Source organism: Porphyromonas sp. CAG:1061 (genome assembly GCF_000435035.1).
In the GTDB taxonomy this organism is placed as follows: domain Bacteria; phylum Bacteroidota; class Bacteroidia; order Bacteroidales; family Porphyromonadaceae; genus Porphyromonas_A; species Porphyromonas_A somerae.
Window position 1 is genome coordinate 35,870 of sequence record NZ_HF988934.1, and the last position, 2,422, is coordinate 38,291.

Genomic DNA, 2,422 nt, shown 5'->3' on the forward strand with positions numbered 1-2,422 from the left:
CCCCTTCCTTTTTATGTGGTTACCTGAAAAAGGTTATCCAGAACTATGCTCCCAATAAAGACAGTTTCTGTTTCTCGTATCAAACATTTTTGTTTCTCATATCAGACATTTCCTTTACAATCAGCTATCAATTGACGCCACAAATCATAGGCTGAAGCAGACAAATGGTTAATATATTGCAAATGCACGAAGAATTACCCTTTTGGGTATTGCATAGAAAAGCAAACAATAAGAACTTTGCCCGCATAAACAAGTAATCAAAATAGTATTCAAATGAAACGCTACGAACGAAATCGAATCTACATATCCGATGAAGAGCAAATGAGAATCAAAGATTTTCGAGTCTTACTTGCTGGTGCAGGGATAGGAAGTAATATCGCAGAAACGCTATTGCGCATAGGATTTGAAACTATCACATTGGTCGATGGAGATGTGGTAGAGGAAAGCAATCTCAATAGGCAGAACTATACCGAGGAAGATGTGGAAAAACCCAAAGTAGAGGCATTGAAAAAACGACTACTTAGCATCAATCCTAATGCACAAATTTCGACGATAAACACATTTATCAATCATGAAAACGTGAGGGATATCATTGTGGAACACGATATAGCAATCAACACTCTTGATTTCAAAAGTGACATTCCGTTTGTCTTTGACCATTTGTGTGCGGAGCAGGGCATTTATGTATTACATCCTTATAATATTGGATTTGCAGGTATTGTTATGGTTGTTTCTCCAGATGGAGCAAACTTAGAGAGCTTGCTCACTGAGGGAGAGAGTTATTTGGGGTTTGAGAAAAGAGCCATCCAATATATTACAGATTATTTCAACTATTGGGTTCGTCCTAAATATGGATCGAAGATGTCATACGAGCGTATGAGAAAGAAAAAATGCTACTGCCTCCCCCTCAATTATCCATTGCGTCTTCGTTGGTTGGAGGGATATGCGCTTCAATTCTTATTCGTATTGTTCGTGGGGAGTTTGTAAAGATATTTCCCAAATTCTACTATTACTCAGAGTACGATGACTTAAATTAGTCTACGATGTGTCGCGACAGCAATAGCCTCAGAGATGTTTCCCACGCCAAGTTTTTGGAACAAAGTTTTTCGATAGCCCTTGACTGAATCTTCGGATCGGTTGATTTCATTGGCAATATCACCAACAGACAAGCCTTGGTTAGCTAGTCGAACCACCGCTTTCTCGTATTCATTCAGCACGATACTATCAATCTGCTTCCAACGTCCACTCTTTAGAGAAAACTGCCACATCGAATTCGAATTGACCGCTGTCATATAAGCAATACCAACTTCTTGATTGAGTTGGAGCTAATGAAACTAAACAAAGAGCCAACCAAACATTTCCCATTGAGTCCAATTTGAGTGGTGTTATCTGATGGTTAATCAAGATCTTTTCTCGAGATTCTTTTTGAGTAATTCGGAAGTTATAAGATATTGTATACTGAGAGCGCTCTGAAACAGCAACTCCTTTAAAAAACTCAAAACCCGCTCTATTGACCTGTGTAAGAAATTCAAGATCTTCTTCAGGTACATGATTATAATAAAAGTCGTATCCTTCTTGTTGCACCGTTTCTACGTTCTCGCCACAAAGGAATAGAGGGTTATCCGATACATACAGAAAGTTCATCCTATTATAATCGATAATGTAGAGAGATTTGTATGAAACTCGGGCAAATGCCTTCGCAGAGTCAATATAAGGCTGCAAGCCATAGTATTGCTCGTCTCCTATCTGAGGACGAACATCTTGCGGTAACCGTAGACGGTTATTTTCATTAAGAAATACACTCATTGACAGTCAGTCTGGAATAAACACAATGCAAATGTACTCATTTAAAAGTAAAACCCTTACCCGAAAGGGTGATAATCGCACCATTTACATCGGCCCATTCCAGAATTACCCTTTCGGGTATTGCAGGAAATTCAATATGTATAGAATTTTGCATGTGTAAAGACAAGCAGTGTGCACATCAAATAATATAGAGTATGATGCGACTCAAAAAGTAGGATGTGTTCCCTGTTTACAAGTAATTAATTTGGAACTAACTATCCGAACCAAATTAAAAGAGGTTATTTGTTTTGCAAACTACCTAATTTATACTTACCTTTGTGGAAGAAAGGAGGGCAGGATAGAGAAGAGCCATAATCAAAACCACTAAGGTATACACACACATTATGAAACAATTCATCACTAGTTTGCTGATACTGTGCTTGGCTACAGGCAACTTATTGGCACAAGAGATTAAGGGAAAGGTATCGGACAAAGAGGGGAAACCACTTCCTTATGCCACGATTAAAGCCATCGCCCTACCCGACTCCGCCACCATCGTGGGAGGCGTTACCATGGAGGATGGCACCTTTAGTCTCTCTATCGGCGACCACAAGCTACCTATCCTACTCCAAGCAAG

General features: G+C 39.3%; 3 protein-coding genes and 1 pseudogene. 2 read left to right on the forward strand and 2 right to left on the reverse strand.

Annotated features, from left to right (window positions below; all coding sequences use genetic code 11):
* The first annotated feature begins 273 nt into the window (after nucleotides 1-273).
* A pseudogene (locus tag QVO39_RS07090) lies at nucleotides 274-1,037 on the forward strand (HesA/MoeB/ThiF family protein).
* On the opposite strand, the gene QVO39_RS07095 reads toward QVO39_RS07090, so the two are convergent.
* Nucleotides 1,029-1,292, reverse strand: coding sequence for a response regulator transcription factor (locus tag QVO39_RS07095; protein ID WP_353867187.1), 264 nt, complete (start codon nucleotides 1,290-1,292; stop codon nucleotides 1,029-1,031). The pseudogene QVO39_RS07090 and the gene QVO39_RS07095 sit on opposite strands and share 9 nt — an antisense overlap.
* On the reverse strand, nucleotides 1,225-1,806 hold the full coding sequence (locus QVO39_RS07100) for a hypothetical protein (RefSeq protein WP_021903593.1): 582 nt from the start codon (nucleotides 1,804-1,806) through the stop codon (nucleotides 1,225-1,227). Before QVO39_RS07100 ends, QVO39_RS07095 begins: the two co-directional genes overlap by 68 nt.
* Before the next feature lie 383 nt (nucleotides 1,807-2,189).
* On the opposite strand from QVO39_RS07100, the gene QVO39_RS07105 reads away from it, so the two are divergent.
* The coding region (locus tag QVO39_RS07105; RefSeq protein WP_288171901.1) for a carboxypeptidase-like regulatory domain-containing protein at nucleotides 2,190-2,422 on the forward strand (233 nt) is incomplete at its 3' end.